This window comes from Porphyromonas sp. COT-290 OH3588 (assembly GCF_000769075.1).
Lineage (GTDB): Bacteria > Bacteroidota > Bacteroidia > Bacteroidales > Porphyromonadaceae > Porphyromonas.
The window spans coordinates 127469-145973 of sequence record NZ_JRFC01000014.1 but is presented as its reverse complement, the minus strand read 5'-3'; the positions used below and the strand labels follow the sequence as shown (position 1 = coordinate 145973).

The window sequence follows — 18505 nt, the reverse complement described above, 5'->3', positions numbered from 1 at the left end:
AGGTTCGTTGTTGGTCCACTAGAGATCCGATCCGTCGAAAGCAAAGGGGAGCAGAGAGCGGCAGTCCTCCAAGACGAGTACCTCGCTCTGCCCTGCCAGTAGGATCTTATATGGAGCAAACCGTGTAGCAGTTTCTATAATTACTTGTCGGCATGAGCCACAAGGGGTAATCAGTGGTACGCGTCCCTCTTGGTTGAAGGCCACGATCATCAGCTCTTGGGGGGCTACATCGGGGTACTGTGCGCCTGCATAGAATAGAGCTGTTCGCTCGGCACAAGTGCCAGAGGGGTAGGCTGCATTCTCTTGGTTGGAGCCCGTGATGATCTGGCCATTCTCTAGCAGAACGGCCGCCCCTACATGGAAGCGACTGTATGGTGCGTAGGCTTTGCGAGCGGCCTCTATAGCCAAGCGCTCCATCTCTAGTCGAACGGGGCTAAGCGCCTCGTGTGGGATAATCTCGTAGGGTATATTGAGTTCTTTTTTCATAAAGCACCTGCTTAAACAATCTTTTCTACAAATATAGTCAATCCCTAGTATAGTTCTGGTTTGATGGCTGAGCCCTAGGCATTGATCGTCTACGTGCGACGAAAGATAATAGCCAAGCCTAGGTGTAGCTCAATGCTTCTTGACTATTGGTCTTCGGCAATGCGATCTTGAATGGGGCTGTGAGAGCACGCCTAGTCTGCTCGATGTGCTACTAGCTCTGCCAAAGGAGGGGGGAGGGGCTAGGTTGGTCTGCTTGTGGAGTAGGACAGAAGTGTATGGTAGTTGTTAAAAGATGTGTATGAAAAAACAGGACGCGTTGTGTTTAGTGAGGCGGTTGAAGCCTATGAGGTTAGTCTTGATTGGCCAAATTGATGGGCATATTCTGGAGGATTAGTGGATCAATTTATCGAGATATCTCCACCAATTCGGACAGATTGATGGGAAGAAATCCTACAATATCGGCCATTTGAGTATAAATTCTCTCCTTGATTGTGTTTATATTATTGTTTATTAGTGAGTTATGCTTGTGGCGTTTTTGAGGGTTGTTTTCTTGTGGCTAGACTTAGGTGCCTAAACGAGGTCAGACACAATACAGAGCCTGCTAGGGCCCAAATATGAGATCTGATGTTTTTGCTCCTAGTAGTCATGGACTTTCCCATCAATACTCTAAGCAATGAGCTAAAATATAAATTTCGAGGTTTACAAGGTTGTTTGCTGTCGTAGGCTTCGTCTGCCTTGTTGTTCCATTGGCTTGTAAGCTAAATGTCAATGCCCAAGAGATGAAAGATGCTCTTAGGGATAAGTGGCACCCGAGATTGCTCAGGCCCATAAGGAGATGATTTCAGTTGAGCAGCGAGCTGTCTATGTGGTTAGAGTAGTGGCTGGACAAGCTACTTCCGTACACAAAGTGTAGATGAAGTAATATAGTGGTAAGTGCTTCTACCTAGTCTAGGCATTCTGTAAATAAGAGTAGGGCTGTGTCTGAATGTAGATTCTGGCACAGCCCTACTTGTTTGTGGTAAATATCGCTCCGGCGAGTTATGGTTGGCTCTCTATCCGGCTGCATCTATGAGGCATCGGGAGGTAAATCAAAGGTCAATACAATGATTTTATTTGATCTAGGGAAGGGCTATTGTGGTGCTGGATAGAGATTTAGCGAGGTTTTCTTTGTTCTGTGTAACAGCAATTTGTGAGGCGTTGGTGTGAAAAAAGTTGCGTGGGGGCTTGTATATTCCAGAATAATGCCTACCTTTGCATCGTCAAAACATCGCGGAGTGGAGCAGTGGTAGCTCGTTGGGCTCATAACCCAAAGGTCGTAGGTTCGAGTCCTGCCTCCGCAACTAGGGCGAGTTTTACTCGGTTTGCGGAAGTAGCTCAGTTGGTAGAGCATAACCTTGCCAAGGTTAGGGTCGCGGGTTCGAGTCCCGTCTTCCGCTCAAGCTTAGATTGACTTTATCCACTTGGGGTAAGGTCAATTTTTTTGTTTAGGCAGAGGCTTAGGGGGCTGGCTTAAATCGAATAAAGTTGTACCTTTGCCCCCTGTAATGGCTGAGTAGCTTAGTTGAATAGAGCGTCAGATTCCGGTTCTGAAGGTCGTGGGTTTGAGTCCCACCTCAGTCACTTATTTTTCTTCATTTTTGTGAGAGAGGGCGATGTGTCGAAATGCAAACTTCGGCATATCGCTTTCGTCTTCTGGGCGGTCTTGCTCCCTTATTCTAGAAGGCCTCTATGGGGTGCCTTGCTTTCCCGTAGGATCTAGTTTGTTGGCTGTCTTGAGGTCTTGGCTTGCTGCTTGGTTATCTCCCATCGCAAGGGCTATTTGCGCCCTCAGTCTATATAGAGGCGCCGATGCCGATGCGCCTGCTAGCTCGAAGGCTTTGTTGATGTCACGTACGGCATAGCCTCTCATGCCTTTAGCTAGATACAGTCGGGCTCGTCCTTCGTAGACTTCGGTCGACTTGGGTAGGCGTATGAGTAGATAGTCGTATAGGCGCTCAGCCTCATCGTACTTGGCTTGCTGGGTTTTGAGTAAGGCAAGGCCTATACGTGGTTTTAGGCTCTCTGGGTTGCTGTCAATGATCGTGTTTAGATCCGCCTCAGCCAGATCATACTCTTTAGTCAGCATATAGGTCATGGCTCTTTGGTAGCGATGCACCTCATTGGTTGGTTCCATAGACACCAGTAGAGAGTAGTCTGTGAGTGCTGCTTTGAGGTTGCCTAGGCTAACGAATAGACGAGCCCGATTGGCTCGAGTCGTTGTTTCTGTTGGAGCTAGCTCGAGTGCAGCACTGTAAGAGAGTAGCGCCTCTCTCGGTTTTTGCTGTAGTTCTTGTAGGCCACCGAGATTGTTTAGTAGCAGCGTATTGAGTGGGTGTTTTGGTTTGAGCTTAATGGCCCGTTTGAGGGTTTGCTCCGCCTCGCTGTACTTCCCTAGGTTGCCGTATCGGAAACATGAGTCTATAAGCGCTTGGTAGAGATCTACACTATCTTGCTCTAGATTGCTCGCTTGGGCTATGGCCACTTGAGGAGGGCATAGCAGTGCTACGAGTACGGCAGTGAACCATACGTGTACTACGAGCTTGTATAGGGAGCAGTGGGTGTAGCCCACATAGTCGTTGATTTTTTTTAATTTTGTCAAACTATTCATTAGTTGTGGTAATTTATATTGTATAAAGGATTTTACTGTATATAACGAAATAAAGGTATTGATAATTATGAAACCTATTCTCCTAGCAGGCGGGCTACCCACTATAGACTCCGCAACGAAGCATAGCACAGATTCGCTGTTGCATAATCTAACACGCCCTTTGATGGGCACTGGTAATAGCTGGGAGCAGATTGGGCAGGAGTGGCTAACTGGATTTATCAATTTCGGCATTCGGGTAGTACTGGCTGTCGTATTGTTTTTCTTGGGCCGTTTGGCCATCAAGTATCTTACCAAGTTTTTTAGGGCAACCATCGCCAAAAGAGCGGTTGAGGGGGTGGCTGCAACTTTGCTAGATTCGCTTTTCGTAGCTATTCTATACATCGTATTAGGTATTAGCATAGCAGTCCTTTTGGGGGTTAAATCTGTTTCCTTTGCTGCGGTTTTGGCTTCTATGGGTTTGGCCATTGGTATGGCTCTTAGTGGTCAGCTCCAGAATTTGGCAGGAGGTGTGATCTTGATGGTGACTAAGCCCTTCCAGATAGGAGATTTTATCGAGGCACAAAATGAGAGTGGAACGGTTCAGGCCGTAACGCTCTTCCATACACGTATCTCTACGCCCGAGAATAAAATGATTTTTATTCCCAATGGTATCTTGAGTTCGGGCGTTGTGATTAACTATTCGCATGCCTCTACTAGGCGTGTAGAGTGGATATTCGGCGTAGAATATGGGCAAGACTTCGAGGAGGCTAAGCAGCTTCTAGAGCATTTGATCAATAGCGATACTCGTGTTTTACAAGAGCCCGTACGTCCTTTCGTAGCTCTCAAAACACTCAATGCAAGCTCTGTGGACTTGGTTGTCAGAGCTTGGGTGAAGAGTGAGGAGGTGTGGGACGTCTTCTTCGACTACAATCGTAGAGTGTATGCCGAGTTTAATAAGGCTGGCATAAACTTTCCGTTCCCTCAGCTTACGGTGCATCAAGCCGGTAAGTAGGAGTTTTTAGAGGCATAGGTCAAACTATGTATTTCTGTAAACTTGGTTTAATATATCTGAGAGATTAATTTTACCTTTGCTCTCGAAATAATTCATATTCAATTACCAAAAGGGTAATATATTATGGATACAACGAAAATTATTCTAGCTACCATACAGGGAGAAGACAGACCCGGCGTTACGGCCTCCCTGACAGAGATTTTGGCCATGTACGATGCCTTTATCCTAGACATCGGTCAGGCCGATATTCACAATAACCTAAACCTTGGAATTCTCTTCCAGACAACGGAGGAGGCATCAGGGGCGATCCTCAAGGATTTGCTCTTCAGAAGTTATGAGCTTGGGGTCAAGATTCGTTTTCGTCCCATCACAGAAGAAGCCTATACCCACTGGGTTAGTATGCAGGGGAAGAACCGCTATATCATAACGCTAGTAGCTCGTAAGATTACGGCTCAGATGATCGCTAATGTTACTCGTATCAGCGCAGCACAGGGATTGAACATAGATGATATTAAACGTCTAACTGGGCGCATCTCTCTTCGCCCAGAGGAGAATGCTCCTCTGGCTAGTGTGGAGTTCTCAATGAGAGGTACTCCGTCGGATATCGTTGGCTTGCAAAAGGCTTTCGTAGAGCTATCGGCAGAGCATGCTATGGATATATCTTTCCAGAGAGAGAGCATGTATAGACGCACCCGCAGACTTATCTGTTTCGATATGGACTCTACCCTGATCCAGACCGAAGTCATAGATGAGCTGGCCGAGAGGGCTGGCGTAGGTCAGCAGGTGCGAGAGATCACAGAGAGCGCAATGAGAGGTGAAATAGACTTTACCGAGAGCTTCCGTCAGAGGGTCGCTCTTCTTAAAGGCTTAGACATCTCAGTGATGCAAGATATAGCAGAGAATTTGCCCATTACCGAGGGTGTGGAGCGATTGATGAAGACACTCAAGTTAGTTGGCTTCAAGATTGCTATCCTCTCGGGAGGTTTCACGTTCTTTGGTAATTACTTGAAAAATAAGTTTGGTGTGGACTATGTTTATGCCAACGAACTAGAGGTTGAGAATGGTAAGCTAACTGGTCGATACTTGGGAGAGGTCGTAGATGGCAAACGTAAGGCAGAGCTTCTGCGCTTGCTAGCTCAGGTTGAGGGGGTAGATCTACAGCAAACAGTTGCTGTCGGTGATGGAGCCAACGATTTACCTATGCTCTCTATCGCAGGGCTAGGTATTGCTTTCCATGCCAAGCCCAAGGTCAAAGAAGGCGTTAAGCAGCACATTAGCACGGTTGGTCTAGATGGCCTGTTGTACTTTTTAGGCTATAAAGACTCTTTATTGGATATGTAAACAAAAAGATTAGTTATGCTCAAACACGTAGTTTTATTTTCGCTTGATGGTTTTGAAACACAAGAGGAGAAGTTGATTGTTTTGGCAAAAATCAAGGTAGAGCTAGAGCGTTTGCCTGAGTCAATTTCTGCACTCAGATCAATGAAAGTAAGTGTAAACGAAAACCCCAAAGAGTCCTACGACTTTATGTTGGAGGCTTTGGTTGAGAGTATCGAAGCTCTTCCTTTGTATGCTGATCATCCAGATCACGTTGAGGTGGTACGTAGTTTGATTAAGCCCTATCTCAAGGCTCGGGCTTGTGTAGACTATTCGGTAGAGTAGGAGTGTGATTTGATATTAATGTATCGGTAATTCTAAATAATCAACAACATGAATTTTTTTTCTAAAATTATTGCATCGGTGCTTCTACTAGGAGCGTCGGTAGCTAGTCTTAGTGCTCAGTTCGATCAGCTACGCTATCGAGCAGAAGGAGGGGTGACAGCTTCACGAGTATCTGGAGTGGGGCATCCTTCCAAACCATTCTTGCTCGGCTTTAGGCTGTCTGGTCAAGTGGTACTTCCTTTTAGATATAGCAATTTCGCTCTGCAAACGGGTCTGACACTTACGAACAAGGGGGAGAACTCGAACTTCTATGTCGAGGACACCTCGATTGGGTATTCTGGGGGTAGGTTTACTCTCTCCGAAGAGAGCAGCCTAGGTTTTATGTATCTTTCCCTCCCATTGGAAGTGTCGTATAGACTTAATATCAATGCGCTAAACAAGATCTACTTGGCTGTTGGCCCATCGTTCAACTATGCTCTGTCTGGCGCAATCAATGGCCTTAAAGCTCCCGGGATCAGTAAGAGCTATGATGTGTTTGGTCAGAAATTATTCAAGAGATTTGAAGTTAGCCTTGGTGCCAGCGCTATGTATGCATATAGAGATTTCTATATCAAGGTTGGTGCCGAATATGGTCTTACTACCATCGACGATAAGCACCGTGTGCTGATCCTTAACGATCGATACAGAGTATCTCCGTTTGCTAACGATCGTTCACGCCATGCGCTTGTCTACGCTACTCTAGGTTATCAATTCTAGTCGATAGGTAAGAGAGGCTCAGTCATATCTGAGCGATATGTCACAGAGGGTCTGCACCGCAATAAAGATTGCGGTGCAGACCCTCTCTCTGTTTCTTGGGAACAGAAGCGAATAGCTGTGAGCTATAAATAATTATCTTTGCGGAAAGAAGATTGTATTATCTAAAGACTTAAAGAAAATGATCAAGTATCAAGATCTAACCTCAGGGAGCAACTTCTTCCTTATGGCTGGTCCCTGTGCTATAGAAGACGAAGCTATGGCACTACGCATAGCAGAGCATATTACACGCATCACAGAGCGTCTTGGTATTCCCTATATTTTCAAAGGTTCCTACCGCAAGGCCAATCGCTCTCGCGTAGATTCTTTCACGGGTATAGGCGACGAGCGGGCCCTGAAGATATTGGCTAAGGTGCGTGAAACCTTCGATGTGCCAGTGGTGACGGATATCCACGAAACGGTAGAGGCCGATATGGCTGCCGAGTATGTAGATGTCTTGCAGATCCCTGCATTTCTATGCCGTCAGACCGACCTAATCGCTGCAGCTGCCCGCACAGGCAAGATGGTTAATATCAAGAAAGGGCAGTTCCTCGGAGCTTCGGGTATGGAGCACGCCGCACGCAAGGTTACTGATATGGGGAATAATCAGGTTATCCTCACGGAGCGAGGCAATAGCTTCGGCTACTCGGACCTTGTTGTGGACTTTACCAACATTCCTGCTATGCGTGCGACGGGCTTCCCCACGGTGATGGATGTGACGCACTCGTTGCAGAGGCCTAACCAGTCTAGTGGTGTGACGGGAGGCAAGCCAGAGTTGATAGAAACAATTGCCAAGGCCGCTATCGCAGTGGGAGCTGATGGCTTGTTCATCGAAACACACCCAGAGCCAGCCATTGCCAAGAGTGATGGTGCTAATATGCTTCGTTTGGATCTGCTCGAGGGGCTACTCGAGCGCTTGGTTCGCCTGCGTCAGGCTATTATTTAGGTTAAGGCGATGAAGGTATTTCGTATTTTGTCATTGGTCTGTGCCTTGGGGCTTAGTAGCCTCGCTACAGCTCAGACGGATCAGCTCTCTAGCTACATCAAGAGCTGCCCACTGATTACGGACGCTCAGCGTACTGAAGCCTTACAAGACTTAGAGCAGAGAGAGCTTTTGCCCAAAGGGGTGACAAGCTATACCATAGCTACGAGCGATCTGAGCCGCTTGTCGATTAAGCTATTCCCTATGCTCAACGGTACGCCGCTAGTTCTAGTGATTGAGAGTGTAGATGCGCCTATTAAGGATAGCAGTCTACGTAGCTATTCGCCTAGCTGGCAGGAGCTCCCTCAGGTTAAGCTTTTCGATCGAGAACCTCTGCGCCCACTGATACTTGAGCGTTGGGGTATGCGTGCAGGGCAATATGTAGAGCAGCGCCTAGGGCAGTTGCTCTATCCCCTTCATCTAGAGATGTCTTGGGTCGAGGGTGAGCAAGATTTGCTGAGCGTTAGGCCTATTCTGCCGCTTACTCTGAGCGACAAGGAGCACGAGGAGTTGGTATCTGTGGCAGAGCAACGCCCCGAGCTACTCTATCGGTGGAATGGTTCGCAGATGGTACTACAACCTGCGTTACCTAAGTAGCAGGATTAGCAAACTCAAACGGAGATGAAGATGAAAGTAAAGTATGTAGTCCTAGGGGCTGTTCTGCTGATCTTGGCTCTGATCGGTGGTTTCTGGCTGATGCTCGACCGTGAGCGAGAGCAGTTTGAGCGAGAGAAGGAAGAACTGGCATTGCTACAGAAAGAGGCTATGCAGGAAGAGCTGGACAACCTCTCGGACGAGTATGAGCATCAATACAATAAGCTTACGCTTAATGGGCGGGAAACCTCGTTTAACCTAACCAATGATTCGCTTATTCGGCAGCTCAATGGTGAGCGTGCCAAGGTGGATAGACTGCTGGAGGAGCTCAATCAAGTCAAGACGACCAATGCTGCTCGTATTGCTCAGCTAAGTAGGGAGGTGGGTACACTGCGCAAGGTGCTCAAGACTTACGTTGTGCAGATCGACTCGCTACACGCAGCTAACCAGCGACTCAGGGAGGAGAATAAGGCTGTCAAGGCAGACTTCCAGCGAGCCACGAGTGAGGTTAGGCAGTTAGCATCGCAGAGGAGCGAACTGGCCGATAAGGTCACATTGGCTGCTAAGCTTGATGCGACAGCAATACATGTAGCACCTCTGGATAAGAAAGGTAAGGTGACTAAAAAGATTGGTCGTGTGGAAACCCTGCAAGTGAGCTTCCGTGTGGCCAAGAATATAACGGCAGAGGTTGGCGTGAAAACCTTCTATGCTCGACTTGTGATGCCTAACGATGAGGTTATGCTCAAGGCTGGAGCAGGTAATTTCTCTTTCGAGGGCAAGTCAATTCCTTTCTCAATGCGCAGAGAGGTTGAGTACAATGGCGAAGAAACTCCCATAGTCATGTACTGGAATGTGGAGGAAGCTCTCCAGCCGGGTGCTTATCGTCTGATGCTATTCGAGAGTGGGAACTTGATTGGGTCACATACATTCTCTCTTTAGAGAACCAATTAACTAGAAAAGGGGGCTGTGTCAAAATTTATTTTTGGCGCAGCCCCCTTTTAAGATATCTCAGGCTGTGCAAGCTACAAGGTGCTAAGAATGAGGCTGACGAGGAAGTCCGTGCGGAGGAAAGGGAGCATACCAAAGTATGTGATTGAAACCGAATGTCGTGGCAACACAGCAGCTTGTTTATTTTATTATGACACAGCGCCTCTAGCGTATGCCAGAGTGCGAAGCGCATATGCTAGTGTGTAGTATCAGAGACCAACCATAATATATTAAGTGAGGCCTAATGTGCATGGAGAGCTTAGGCTTCTTTCTTCTTTTTAGTTAAGTAGTGTAAAATATTCGTGGTGATATTTCGTAGTATGGGTCAGTCGTTTGTAGAGGGTGAACAGAGTGCATTGGGGAAATTGATGGGAAGGCTTTTGAGGATTGGTGGGCTAATCCTCGGCGAAGTGTCCGTCAATTCTCAAAGATTAATGGGAAGAAATCCTCAGAAGTTGGCTGCAAATACTTGACGTCTATTTAGTGGTTTATTTATGTGTTTGGTTTTTAGTGCTTTGTGATTGTCCTGTTCTAGGCAGTCTTTTGTGCCTATCTAGGGCGAGGCACCCAAGTGCCAGCGGACGTAACCTAGAGCCTGTAAGAGGGCAAATACGAGGTTTAGACTTTTGGCTCCTAGCAGTGAGTGGGTTCCCATCAACATTCTGAAAACTGACCTAAAATATAAATTTGGGGGTTCTTGAACAATCCTGTCATTGCTGGAGTTTTGTCTCCTGCCGATCTCTGATCGCATCGCCCGAGTATCCCCAGTGGCCTAGTCGTAGGTGAGAGTCGTACCTAGCCCTATCACACTTGTAAACACAAGTGGTCTAGGCTATAGTGCTACATTTACCTTATCGAAAACCTTCTTATCTTTGTGCTAAATAAATTGAATAAAGTAAATAGATGCAATACAAGATGCTCGCTCAGATGGGCGAATATACAGAGCTTATGAAACGAACGATTGCGGTCCCGGGTCGTTGGCGTATGTTTTATCGATCTCTCGTGAGAGAGATATACGAACTTGGGGTCAATTCCCTTGGCATCGTTTTTATTATATCGTTTTTTATTGGTGCAGTTATTACCATTCAGTTATCCATCAATATCTCAAGTCCGCTTATCCCTAAGTTCACGATTGGTTACTCTGCTCGTGAGATTATCCTATTGGAGTTCTCCTCAACGGTGATGTGCCTTATTTTGGCTGGTAAGATTGGGTCAAGTATTGCCTCGGAGCTAGGGACTATGCGTGTCACGGAGCAGATAGATGCTCTTGAGATCATGGGGGTAAACTCTGCCAATTATTTGATATTGCCCAAAATCACAGGCTTGATGCTCTTCATACCCATTCTCTCCATCTTCTCCATGATTACGGGGATAGGGGGAGGCTACTTGGCGACCTATGTAGTGGATAGTTTGCCGACGAAGGATTTTATTTATGGGCTACAACTGATGTTCAATGCCAAGTTCATCGGCCATTCGATCATCAAGTCGCTCGTGTATGCTTTTATCATTTCGTCAGTAGCTTCTTACCATGGCTATTGCGTCAAGGGTGGAGCACTGCAGGTAGGCTCGGCGAGTACGCAGGCCGTAGTGCGTAGCAGTGTCCTTATTCTGCTCTTTGATGTTATCCTCACCGACTTGATGCTCACTTAATCTAGCGGAATACAACAATGATAGAAGTTAAATCACTACATAAGAGCTTCGATGGTAAGGAGGTCCTCCGGGGTATTGATGCAGTTTTTGAGGCAGGTAAAACCAATCTAGTGATTGGGCGTAGCGGAGCAGGTAAGTCTGTTTTTGTCAAGTGTATGATTGGGCTCTTCCAGCCTAGTAGTGGGGAGATCCTATACGATGGGCGTAACATCGCAGCGATGACTAAGCAGGAGCTCGTACAGCTACGCCGTGAGGTGGGTATGCTCTTCCAAGGGTCGGCTCTGTTTGATAGTATGACGGTGCTGGAGAATGTAATGTTCCCTATGGAGATGTTCTCTACCGACCCTGTGCATGTCTATAGAGCCAAAGCAATGGAGCTACTCGAGCGTGTTGGGCTTACCGAGGCTGTGGGGCGTTACCCGAGTGAGATTAGTGGAGGTATGATGAAGCGCACGGCCATCGCTCGAGCCTTGGCACTCAACCCTAAGTATCTATTCTGCGACGAGCCCAACTCGGGTCTAGACCCTAAGACAAGCAAGGTAATTGACCTGCTTATTCGGGAGTTGACTCAGGAGTACGGCATCACGACGATTGTCAATACCCATGATATGAATACTGTGCGTACCATTGGTGATAAGATTATCTACATCAATAGAGGGCGCAAAGAGTGGGAGGGAAGTAGTGAAACGATCGAGAGTACTGGTACTCAAGGACTGCTGCACTTCATCAATGCAGGCTTGGATACCGAGTAATCGGCCAAATTAAAGTATATAGACTAAGATGACTAAGAAAACCTCAATAATTAAGCACTTGATCCTCATGGTTGTGGTCAGCATACTGATTTTGCTGGGGACTATGTGGGGGCTCAAGATCTACACCCGACATCAAGACAATGTGCGGGTCCCTAACATTATCGGTAAGAGCCTAAGTGAGGCATACAGCCTATTGGAGGGTACTAACCTGCGCTACGAAGTCGTAGACTCACTCTATGACAAAAACTGTAGGCCAGGGACTATCGCAGAGCTAATCCCTGCAGCAGGAGCTTCGGTTAAACCTGGGCGTATCATCTTCCTTAAGACTTATGCGTCGTCCCCTATGCGTTACTCGGTGCCATACGTCAAGGATATGTCTGTACGTCAGGCTCGAGCCCTACTCCGAGGGTTGGGCTTTGAGAATATCACAGAGCGCATCGTGCCGGGCGAGCATCTTGAGCTATGCGTTGGCCTAGAGCTCAAAGATGGGCGACCTATCGAGGCGGGAACCATGATCGCCAAGGAAACGCCTATCGTGATGCTCATCACGGGTGTCGTACGCGACACGCTCTCGACTCGGGACCTGATCGAGGACTACGAGTATATGGGAGAGCTTTCAGGTACCGATAGTACCGTTCGGGTCAAGCCAGCCAAGAGAGATACAACAGACACTCCCGACGACTGGTGGTAATGATGACGACAGACAAGGCAATGTCTATGGACGATGAGTTGCAAGCGTGGGCCGATGAGCTGATTGAGCAGGATCTCGGGCTTGATGATAGTGAGGACGAGGCCGAGTACCTAGGTCTAGAGGCTAGCGATCAGCTCTACGAGCACTATCGTGTAGTGGCAGATCCGGGGCAGAGCTTGCTGCGTGTGGATAAGTTCTTGGCCGACCGAATGGTCAAGACAACCCGTAGCCGCATCCAGCAGGCCGCAGAGGCTGGTTACATCTTCGTCAATGGCAAGCCCGTCAAGAGCAACTATCGGGTTAAGCCCTTGGACGTAGTGACCCTACAGCTACGCCGGCCACGTAGGGAGATCGAGATTATAGCCGAGGATATACCACTGGATATCGTTTATGAAGACGCAGACCTATTGGTCATCAACAAGCCTGCGGGCCTCGTGGTGCACCCCGGGCATGGCAACTATACGGGTACGCTAGTCAATGCTCTGGCCTATTACCTCAAGGACGACCCGCACTATGACCCCAGCGATCCTCGCCTAGGGCTTGTGCATCGTATAGACAAGGATACGAGTGGTCTGCTTGTAGTGGCTAAACGGGCAGAAGCCAAGGCACATCTGAGCCGCCAGTTCTTCAACAAGACGACACATCGCTCCTATCGTGCCCTCGTTTGGGGGCGCTTCGATCAGGACGAAGGACGCATCGAGGGGAATATCGGTAGAGATGACCGAGATCGCCTACAGATGGCTGTTTACCCCGTAGGGAGCGACAAAGGGAAGCCTGCTGTAACGCACTACAAGGTGCTGGAGGAGCTGGCCTATGTGAGCTGGGTGGAGTGTAGGCTCGAGACGGGCCGCACGCACCAGATACGTGCTCACATGAAGCATATTGGGCATACACTATTTGCAGACGAGCGGTACGGAGGGGACAAACCTCTATGGGGCAATCAGTTTAGCAAATACAAACAATTCGTCGCCAACTGCCTCTCTATCTGTCCTCGTCAAGCTCTGCATGCTAAGACTCTTGGCTTCGTGCATCCCACAACGGGCGATGAGCTGCTATTCGATTCCGATTTGCCAGACGACTTGGCTACTCTGCTTGAGCGTTGGCGTGTCTATGCTAGAGGGGTCGATGAGGTCTAGATAGACGGTATCAACAATGTAAATTATATACTTAGATGAGAAAAGAAAGATTAGTTTATGCTTGCTTCGTGACTTTGCTTCTGGCGATGGTCGCTTGCAATACGAGTAAGCCAGTTGAGGGGTATGTGATTTCAGGAAGCATTTCGGGTGCCAAGGATGGAGATAGTGTTTTCATCGAAATCATCGACAATATGGAGCTTACTCGTTTGGATACAGCTATTATTCAGAGTGGGAAGTTTACCTTCTCGGGGCGTCAGGATTCGATCGAGCTACGCTACATATCCTGCATTACAGATGAAGATGCTTTCAGCGTACCGTTCTTCTTGGAGAACGGAGAGATCTCCATGTCTATCTCTTCTGATGAAGTGAAGGTAACTGGCACCAAAACCAATGATATACATCAGACCATACGCAGTAAGATGACTCAGGCTCTTAGACAAATGAATGCTGTTGCTTCCGATACTACACTCAATGAGGAGCAGTACAACGAACGGATGGATTCGGCGGAGATGATGTATGACCAAGCTATCAAGCAAGGAATGAAGGAGAATATGGACAACCCTGTGGGCATATACTTCTTTAAACAACAGTATTTCGATAACAGTTTTTCGGAGAACCTTCTTCTATTTGATATGATCCCCGACAAATATCTCAGCGATCCTGACCTCCAGGGTATGAAGCAACAGATGGAGCAACGGAAGAAGACAGATGTCAATGTCCGCTTCACAGACTTATCCTTGCAGACGCCCCAAGGGCAGATGGTTCAACTATCGGATTATGTAGGCAAGGGCAAGCCCGTCCTTCTAGACTTCTGGGCTAGTTGGTGTGGCCCATGTCGTCAGGCTATGCCAGACTTGGTACGTATTTACAAGGATTATGCAGGTAAGCTAGAGATCGTAGGCATCTCGCTGGATGAAGATACTGAGTCTTGGCAGAAGGCTATTGAGAAGCTAGAGATCACTTGGCCACAAATATCCGACCTGAAGGGCTGGCAGAGTGAAGCAGTGCTAAAGTATGGTATTCACTCTATACCACATACCTTGCTTATTGATGGTAATGGTATCATCATTGCACGTGATATACACGGAGATCCGCTAGTCAATAAGCTAAGAGAGCTATTCGACTAGGCGTATATTGCAGGGTTTATCAACAAGGGGGCTGGGTCAAAATTATTTTTTGGCTCAGCCCCTTTTAGATGTTTCAGAATCTGTAAAATGCAAAGGACCAAGGCTGAGGCTGACGACGAAGTCAGTGCGTAGCAAAGGGAGCATACTAGAGTATGTGACCAAAGCCGACGCCTCAAGCGATGTCGTTGCTTGTGTGAGATGCTACACGGTTTATTTACCTCGGTTTATGGCGATATCCTAGGCACCTATTGTTACATCTTCATGCTATCAGCCTCGTAGCTAGTAAAGTATTTGCATATCCCCCTTCCTATTTCTAGATAAATTTTAGCTGTAAATAAATATGCAGGATCAGATTTATGTTGGATATTAAAATTGCATGGCGTTTGTTTTGCTTATTTTGCCTATTGTTGGTAATTTAGCTCTCGGATAATGAGAGAGTTTGTCTCTTGTAGGTATTTACTTAAACAGAGTTACAGAGTATGAAGGTAGGATTGTTTATTCCATGCTACGTCAATGCGGTGTATCCGCACGTAGGCATTGCGACGTACAAGCTGCTCACCTCGCTAGGCTTAGATGTAGAGTATCCCCTCAACCAGACTTGTTGTGGCCAACCTATGGCCAATGCAGGCTACCAGCATCAAGCACGCAATTTGGCTACCCGTTTCGAGAAGCTATTTGAGGGCTTCGATGTGATTGTTGGCCCATCTGCGAGTTGTGTGGCGTTTGTCAAAGAGAATTACCCGAATATTTTGGGCAAAGAGGCGCATCTGTGCCAGACACCGGGTCTTATCAAAGACGTTATTGAGTTCCTCCATGATGATCTCAAAATCAGTTCCCTAGCATCTTCATTTCCGCACAAGGTGAGCATTCACAATAGTTGTCACGGCGTGCGAGAGCTGCATCTCTCTACTCCGAGCGAGCGCAACCTGCCCTATATGAATAAGATCAGGGCACTGCTTGAGCTCGTGCAGGGCATAGAGGTAGTGGAGCCAGAGCGTATAGACGAGTGTTGTGGCTTTGGTGGTATGTTTTCTGTCGAGGAGCCAGAGGTTTCGGGCTGTATGGGCCGTGACAAGGTACTCGATCACATGAAGACGGGCGCTAGATACATCACTGGGAGTGACAGTTCCTGTCTGATGCATATGCAGGGCGTTATAGACCGAGAGAAGTATCCGATACAGACTATTCACGCAGTAGAAATCTTAGCAGCTAACCTATGAGTACTTCACATGCCAAGGCGGCAGCTCGATTCCTAGAGAATATGCCGCGCGCTCAGTGGCACGACCAAGCATTGTGGTTCGTGCGTCAGAAGCGAGATAATATGAGCAAGCAGGTCCCCGAGTGGGAAGATTTGCGTCAGATGGGGCACGACATCAAGAGGTATAATGTGACGCATCTGGCAGATTTGCTTGAGCAATTTGAAGAGAATGCCAAGCGCAATGGTGTTGTGGTGCATTGGGCAGCAGATGCTCACGAGCACAATCGCATCATTCATGGTCTGCTCAGTAAGCATGGCGTCAAGAAACTTGTCAAGAGCAAGTCGATGCTCTCGGAGGAGTGTGACCTCAACGACTACCTGCACGAGCGGGGGATCGAGGTCGTCGAGACTGACCTCGGGGAGCGTATCTTGCAGCTTATGGATGCTAAGCCAAGCCATATTGTGATGCCTGCTATCCACATCAAGCGCCAAGAGGTGGGGACGCTTTTTGAACAAAAGATGGGCACGGAACCGGGTAATAGTGATCCTACCTATCTTACCCATGCCGCCAGACACAGTCTTCGAGAGGAGTTTATCCACGCCGATGCTGCTATGACGGGGGGGAACTTCGCCATAGCACAGACTGGCGAGGTCGTGGTCTGTACCAATGAAGGTAATGCCGATATGGGTATGTCTTGCCAGAAACTCAATATCTGTGCTTTCGGTATTGAGAAGGTTATTCAGAGCCTTGATCAACTCGCTGTGTTCACACGTCTGTTGGCACGCTCGGCCACAGGACAGCCTTGTACGACCTACACTTCCTCTTTTCGCAAACCTCAGCAGGGAGGGGAGCTACACTTCGTCATCGTAGACAATGGCCGTAGTGATATTCTAGGCAACCCAGAGCATGATAAGATGCTCAACTGCATACGTTGCGGGGCTTGTATCAATACATGTCCAGTCTATCGACGCTCGGGTGGTTATTCTTATAGCTACTTTATTCCGGGGCCTATCGGGGTGAATCTTGGTATGCTCAAAGATCCTCGCAAATACTCTGGCAATGTTTCTGCTTGCTCGCTCTGCCTATCCTGCTCCAATGTTTGTCCCGTCAAGATTGACCTTGGCGAGCAGATCTATCGTTGGCGTCAGAATTTATCTTCGCTCGGTGTAGCCAACAAGGAGAAGAAGGCTATGTCTAGTGGTATGAAATTTCTAATGGAGCGACCAAGCCTATTCAACACGGCTCTACGTCTAGCTCCCGTAGCCAACAACTTACCTCGGTTTATGCTCTACAATAGCCTAAATGCTTGGGGCAAGCATCGCGAACTGCCTAAGTTTGCTAGTCAGAGCTTTAACGATTGGTGGATTAAGAACCAGAAAAAATAATAGCTATGTCACAGGAAGCTAAAGATAAAATACTCGCCAACATCCGCCGACATACACGGCACCAAGAGCCGCATCCAGATTTGGAGCACTTTAAGGCGACGAGGTACGAGGACAAAGTAGCTCAGTTTATCAAAATTACTGAGGCTGTCGGTGGTAAGGTCGTTCAGGTTAAGCCAGAAGATGAGTTAGGGACTATTATTCGTAGTCTATACCCTGAGGCAGAGCGATTTATTAGTGATTTAACGCTCTCTCCTCTAGTTTGCACCTCACCACGAGATGCTAGCTCGGCGATCGAAATGAATGGCACGGATGTAACGATTACGACCTCACCCCTTGGGGTTTGTGAGAACGCTTGTGTGTGGGTGGAGCAGACCGAGGAGTGGCGTGTTCAGTTCTTCATAGCAGAGAACCTTGTAATTATTTTGGATAGAGCCAACCTCGTACATAATATGCACGAAGCCTATCAGAGGGTTAAGGGGTTTAATCCGCAGACACCTTTTTCAGGGTTCATTAGTGGCCCATCCAAGACGGCAGATATCGAGCAATCTCTCGTCATGGGAGCGCACGGAGCTAGAGGGCTGACGGTGCTATTGCGCTAGTTGCACGGCGACAATCTTATATAAGAAAGGCGGTGCGTCGAGAGCTAATCTCGACGCACCGCCTTTTTATGGTTGTGTATGCGCATTGCAGGCTCCTATGACCATCATTCCTATTCCTCATGCCAAAGCTGCAATCGAGAGACACGTCGTCAGCGCGCCTCCCTCCTGCGGTTCCTATTCACAGGTCCTTGAGGAATATGGCTTTGCCTAGGTTGGCGCAATGCTCTCTGTGTACGTTTCAATTCACGCATCCCGCACGGGATGCGACAAGGTACAACTTATGCGTACGACTATCGTCTCAAGTTTCAATTCACGCATCCCGCACGGGATGCGACAGTATAGGCACAAAGATATAGTATTTATGCGGGCTACAAGCCTATAAAATGCGAATAATCAAATATGTCAAAGAGCGAATGATGAGATGATAATCTGAAAATCTTCTAAGAGGTTGAATCAGAGTCTCTGCGAATTGCCTAGTGTTTTACTGTACACTTTGGGTTCGCAGGGCCTATGATAGACCAATAAGAGATACCCTAAATGATTAGGTCACCCTCAACTTCGTAGGAAGTTACCTTACCAAAGGTAGATATTTGTCGCTGGTAATTCTTGCCTAGTTGATAGATACGCAGACTGTCCAGTTCATTATCAATGATTGAGAGGAGCTGATGCTTGAGTGTCACAAACTGAGCGGGATCGACGAGACACTCAAAAACAGAGTTCTGCACGCGCTGCCCGAAGTTTTGGCATACGCGAGCGACCTGTCGTAGCCGCTTCTCTCCATTGAGGCTAGAGGTGGAAACATCATAAGTAATAAGTAGGTACATA

Annotated in this window: 18 protein-coding genes and 3 tRNA genes; 18 read left to right on the top strand and 3 right to left on the bottom strand. The window is 47.7% G+C overall.

What is annotated here, in order from left to right; genetic code table 11:
* Positions 1–18 precede the first annotated feature (18 nt).
* Entirely contained in the window at positions 19–486 is a 468-nt protein-coding gene (cdd, locus tag HQ48_RS02430) for a cytidine deaminase (protein WP_044231522.1), read from the bottom strand.
* 1268 nt (positions 487–1754) lie between these two features.
* Between cdd and HQ48_RS02425 the strand changes: the two genes are divergently transcribed.
* The 3 genes from HQ48_RS02425 to HQ48_RS02415 all read left to right on the top strand — a co-directional run bounded on the left by HQ48_RS02425 (position 1755) and on the right by HQ48_RS02415 (position 2106).
* A tRNA-Met gene (locus HQ48_RS02425) sits at positions 1755–1826 on the top strand.
* A 23-nt stretch (positions 1827–1849) separates the two neighbouring features.
* Positions 1850–1922 (top strand) — tRNA-Gly (locus HQ48_RS02420).
* 110 nt (positions 1923–2032) lie between these two features.
* Positions 2033–2106, top strand: a tRNA-Arg gene (locus tag HQ48_RS02415).
* A 106-nt stretch (positions 2107–2212) separates the two neighbouring features.
* Here HQ48_RS02415 and HQ48_RS02410 read toward each other — a convergent pair.
* Positions 2213–3124, bottom strand: coding sequence for a tetratricopeptide repeat protein (locus HQ48_RS02410; RefSeq protein WP_160225887.1), 912 nt, complete (start codon positions 3122–3124; stop codon positions 2213–2215).
* Between the two features lie 76 nt (positions 3125–3200).
* On the opposite strand from HQ48_RS02410, the gene HQ48_RS02405 reads away from it, so the two are divergent.
* The 15 genes from HQ48_RS02405 to HQ48_RS02335 all read left to right on the top strand — a co-directional run bounded on the left by HQ48_RS02405 (position 3201) and on the right by HQ48_RS02335 (position 17680).
* Entirely contained in the window at positions 3201–4124 is a 924-nt protein-coding gene (locus HQ48_RS02405) for a mechanosensitive ion channel family protein (protein WP_081964779.1), read from the top strand.
* Positions 4125–4247: 123 nt separating this feature from the next.
* On the top strand, positions 4248–5465 hold the full coding sequence (gene serB, locus HQ48_RS02400; protein ID WP_044231520.1) for a phosphoserine phosphatase SerB: 1218 nt from the start codon (positions 4248–4250) through the stop codon (positions 5463–5465).
* Positions 5466–5480: 15 nt separating this feature from the next.
* Entirely contained in the window at positions 5481–5786 is a 306-nt protein-coding gene (locus HQ48_RS02395; protein WP_044231519.1) for a Dabb family protein, read from the top strand.
* 48 nt (positions 5787–5834) lie between these two features.
* Positions 5835–6542, top strand: coding sequence for an outer membrane beta-barrel protein (locus tag HQ48_RS08975; RefSeq protein WP_052408936.1), 708 nt, complete (start codon positions 5835–5837; stop codon positions 6540–6542).
* 178 nt (positions 6543–6720) lie between these two features.
* On the top strand, positions 6721–7524 hold the full coding sequence (gene kdsA / locus HQ48_RS02385) for a 3-deoxy-8-phosphooctulonate synthase (RefSeq protein ID WP_044231518.1): 804 nt from the start codon (positions 6721–6723) through the stop codon (positions 7522–7524).
* A gap of 9 nt (positions 7525–7533) precedes the next feature.
* Positions 7534–8157: a DUF3256 family protein gene (locus HQ48_RS02380; protein ID WP_044231517.1), complete on the top strand. Its 624-nt coding sequence runs from the start codon at positions 7534–7536 to the stop codon at positions 8155–8157.
* Between the two features lie 30 nt (positions 8158–8187).
* Entirely contained in the window at positions 8188–9093 is a 906-nt protein-coding gene (locus tag HQ48_RS02375; protein WP_235300185.1) for a hypothetical protein, read from the top strand.
* Positions 9094–10044: 951 nt separating this feature from the next.
* Positions 10045–10791, top strand: coding sequence for an ABC transporter permease (locus HQ48_RS02370; RefSeq protein ID WP_044189141.1), 747 nt, complete (start codon positions 10045–10047; stop codon positions 10789–10791).
* Between the two features lie 17 nt (positions 10792–10808).
* Positions 10809–11543: an ABC transporter ATP-binding protein gene (locus HQ48_RS02365; protein ID WP_044189144.1), complete on the top strand. Its 735-nt coding sequence runs from the start codon at positions 10809–10811 to the stop codon at positions 11541–11543.
* 28 nt (positions 11544–11571) lie between these two features.
* Positions 11572–12234 (top strand): PASTA domain-containing protein, encoded by a 663-nt coding sequence (locus tag HQ48_RS02360; RefSeq protein ID WP_081969689.1) that lies wholly within the window; start codon positions 11572–11574, stop codon positions 12232–12234.
* Positions 12235–12260: 26 nt separating this feature from the next.
* Positions 12261–13370: an RluA family pseudouridine synthase gene (locus tag HQ48_RS02355; RefSeq protein ID WP_044189215.1), complete on the top strand. Its 1110-nt coding sequence runs from the start codon at positions 12261–12263 to the stop codon at positions 13368–13370.
* 35 nt (positions 13371–13405) lie between these two features.
* Positions 13406–14497: a TlpA disulfide reductase family protein gene (locus HQ48_RS02350; RefSeq protein WP_044231515.1), complete on the top strand. Its 1092-nt coding sequence runs from the start codon at positions 13406–13408 to the stop codon at positions 14495–14497.
* Positions 14498–14976: 479 nt separating this feature from the next.
* Positions 14977–15717: a (Fe-S)-binding protein gene (locus tag HQ48_RS02345; RefSeq protein WP_044189150.1), complete on the top strand. Its 741-nt coding sequence runs from the start codon at positions 14977–14979 to the stop codon at positions 15715–15717.
* The gene (locus HQ48_RS02340; protein ID WP_044231514.1) at positions 15714–17081 is read left to right on the top strand and encodes a lactate utilization protein B; all 1368 of its coding nucleotides are present in this window, start codon (positions 15714–15716) and stop codon (positions 17079–17081) included. The genes HQ48_RS02345 and HQ48_RS02340 overlap by 4 nt, the downstream gene beginning before the upstream one ends.
* A 5-nt stretch (positions 17082–17086) precedes the next feature.
* Positions 17087–17680, top strand: a complete 594-nt coding sequence (locus HQ48_RS02335) for an LUD domain-containing protein (RefSeq protein ID WP_044231513.1) — start codon at positions 17087–17089, stop codon at positions 17678–17680.
* Positions 17681–18213: 533 nt separating this feature from the next.
* On the opposite strand, the gene cas2 is transcribed toward HQ48_RS02335, so the two are convergent.
* Complete coding sequence (gene cas2 / locus HQ48_RS02330; protein WP_044231512.1) at positions 18214–18504, bottom strand: CRISPR-associated endonuclease Cas2; 291 nt, start codon at positions 18502–18504, stop codon at positions 18214–18216.
* Position 18505: the final 1 nt, after the last annotated feature.